At 40.2% G+C, this 2,627-nt stretch carries 3 protein-coding genes; 2 read left to right on the forward strand and 1 reads right to left on the reverse strand.

Annotated elements, in window-relative coordinates; all coding sequences use genetic code 11:
- On the forward strand, positions 1–594 hold a 594-nt coding region (locus ACEW8U_RS23010), incomplete at its 5' end, for a M20/M25/M40 family metallo-hydrolase (RefSeq protein ID WP_373524401.1).
- Between the two features lie 404 nt (positions 595–998).
- Positions 999–2,156 carry an acyl-CoA dehydrogenase family protein gene (locus tag ACEW8U_RS23015; RefSeq protein WP_373524402.1) on the forward strand — a complete coding sequence of 386 codons (1,158 nt, stop codon included), beginning with the start codon at positions 999–1,001 and terminating at the stop codon, positions 2,154–2,156.
- A 278-nt stretch (positions 2,157–2,434) separates the two neighbouring features.
- Here ACEW8U_RS23015 and ACEW8U_RS23020 read toward each other — a convergent pair.
- Positions 2,435–2,627: hypothetical protein (locus ACEW8U_RS23020; protein ID WP_373524403.1), on the reverse strand; the 193-nt coding region annotated here is incomplete at its 5' end.

The raw sequence follows: 2,627 nt of genomic DNA on the forward strand, positions 1-2,627 counted from the left end.
GCACATTTGGACAGTTGGCATGCAGGTACCGGTGGCAATGATAATGCAGCTGGAGTTGCGGTGATGATGGAAGCCATCAGGATATTGAAGGCATTGAATTACCAACCAAGAAGGACAATCAGAATTGCGCTTTGGGGTGAAGAAGAACAGGGACTTTTTGGTTCAAGGGGCTATGTACAGAAGTATGTGGCAGACAGGAATTCCAAAGAAAAAAAGGCGGAATGGGACAAAATATCAGCATATTATAATTTGGATAATGGATCTGGAAAAATTAGGGGTATTTACCTGGAAGGAAACGACCAATTGGTTCCTGTATTTGAAAAATGGTTTGAGCCTTTTCATGATATGGGTGCCAAAACCATTACTTTGAGAAATACAGGATCGACTGACCACGTGGCATTTGAAGCGGTTGGTGTTCCCGGATTCCAGTTTATCCAGGATCCCATTGACTATGGAAAAGGCTACCATACCAATATGGATGTATATGAAAGAATGCAGTTGAGCGACATGACCCAAGCTGCAGTCATCATTGCTTCCATGATTTATCATACAGACCAAAGATCTGAAAAATTGCCAAGAAAGCCTTGGGATTGATGGTGTTAGAGGGGACCTCATTACTGGGATATGTATTTTGTTTCTTTGTAATGAAATGAACTTTTTGTCCGATGTCCGATGACGGACGTTGGTTTATATAGAGATTAAATGATGTTTGAAGAATGATGTAATAGTAAAGATCCAAAAAGATTATCATTAGGGGAAGCTGAATTTGCTCCCCTTTTTTATTGATTAGGATGACAACGATTGTATTTGATATCAGTTAATAAAGAAGAAGAGTTGATTTAATGTAGATAAATGCCTTTTCTGCTAAAATTCATTTTCAGCCATAAACAGAATATAAATTTAATATTGCTTATAGAATTGGTATATTTCAGGATAAATTCAATTTATAATTTTATTTACCCAATTATTGTTTTGAAACCCATAAACCCAAATATATAATGTACTCAGTCATAAGAACGATTTTTAACGAAGAGCATGAACTCTTTCGACAGTCCGTAAGAGATTTTATTGCTAAGGAAATTATTCCCAACAATGCCGATTGGGAAAAGAACAAAATGGTAAGCAGGGAATCATGGAAAAAGCTTGGTGAAAACGGATTTCTCTGTCTACAAGCATCTGAAACCTATGGAGGAATGGGAATTCAGGATTTTAGGTTCAATGCCATTTTTATCGAAGAACTAGGGCTTTCAGGTTGTTCAGGACCGGCGATAGGCTATCCACTGCACAGTGATATCGTCTTTCCTTATGTCCAGCATTACGGAACAGAATCTGCTAAATCCAAATACATACCAGGTATGGTCAGCGGGGATTTGATTGGTGCCATAGCCATGACAGAACCCGGGGCAGGTTCGGATCTTCAGGCAATCAGGACAACAGCAGAAGATAAAGGAGACCATTACCTGATCAATGGATCAAAGACTTTTATCACCAATGGCTTTCTCTGTGATATTGGAGTTGTGGCAGCCAAGACCGACCCCAGCAAAGGAGCGAAGGGAATCAGCTTGTTTATCGTAGACAAGGATATGGTCGGTTTCTCAAAAGGAGTACCATTTGAAAAAGTAGGATTGCATGCACAGGATACCTGTGAATTGTTTTTTGAAGACGTGAAGGTGCCAAAAGAAAACCTCTTGGGCAAAGTAGGAGAAGGATTTAAATACCTGATGACTGAGTTGGCCCAGGAAAGATTGATTGTAGCATTGGCAGCAGTTGCCTTAGCAGAAACGACTTTCAAGTTAACGGTAGAGTATGTCAAAAACAGGGCAGCCTTTGGAAAGATGGTTTCTGATTTTCAGAATACCCGCTTTAAATTAGCGGAGATGGGAGCGAAATTGGAGCAGGGAAGGATTTATGTGGATCAGTTGGTGATGTTGCATAATGACAAAAAAGTAGATGGCGCAATGGCCTCTTCGGCAAAGTACCTCATGACCGAACTGCAATGTGATGTTTCTGATGAATGTGTTCAGCTACATGGCGGCTATGGCTATATGTGGGAATACGGCGTAGCCCGAGCATTTGCGGATGCTCGGGTACAACGAATTTATGCCGGAACAAATGAGATTATGAAGGAATTGATTGCCAGGAAGATTTTGGGGTGATTTGGATTTTGCTTAAGTGTAATATTATTTAAATACCTTAAAATAAATTAAAACCGGAGCGAAACGAAGATCCCGAGAACGAAGTGATTCGAGATAAAATGGAAATAAATTGAAATAATATAGTTATAATATAGATAGAAGTAAAGCGGAGATCCTAAGATTATTTGCTATTCGGTACAAAGTTGAAAAATATAATAGTCCACTACCAATGACATAAATCGGAGCGGCCCGTCACCCTGATCCCCCCGATAGCTATCGGGGCTTTCGGGAGAAGGGTCTCATGAGGAAATGATTAAAATAAACATAAATAGGCCCTCAGGAGATCCTTCATGCCTACCAATGACAGATTTCTTAGCTGCCGTCACCCTGATCCCTATGGCTATCGGGAGAAGGGTCTCTCGAGGATCAGGAAATGTATTATAAACATAAATAGGACCTCTGGAGATTCTTCGTACCTCAGAATGACGGCTG

This window comes from Aquiflexum sp. (genome assembly GCF_041751335.1).
GTDB lineage: Bacteria > Bacteroidota > Bacteroidia > Cytophagales > Cyclobacteriaceae > Aquiflexum.

What these genes read in the sequence shown, in the direction of transcription:
- ACEW8U_RS23015 (WP_373524402.1), top strand. Translation starts at nt 999, where the DNA reads ATGTACTCAGTCATAAGAACGATTTTTAACGAAGAGCATGAACTCTTT.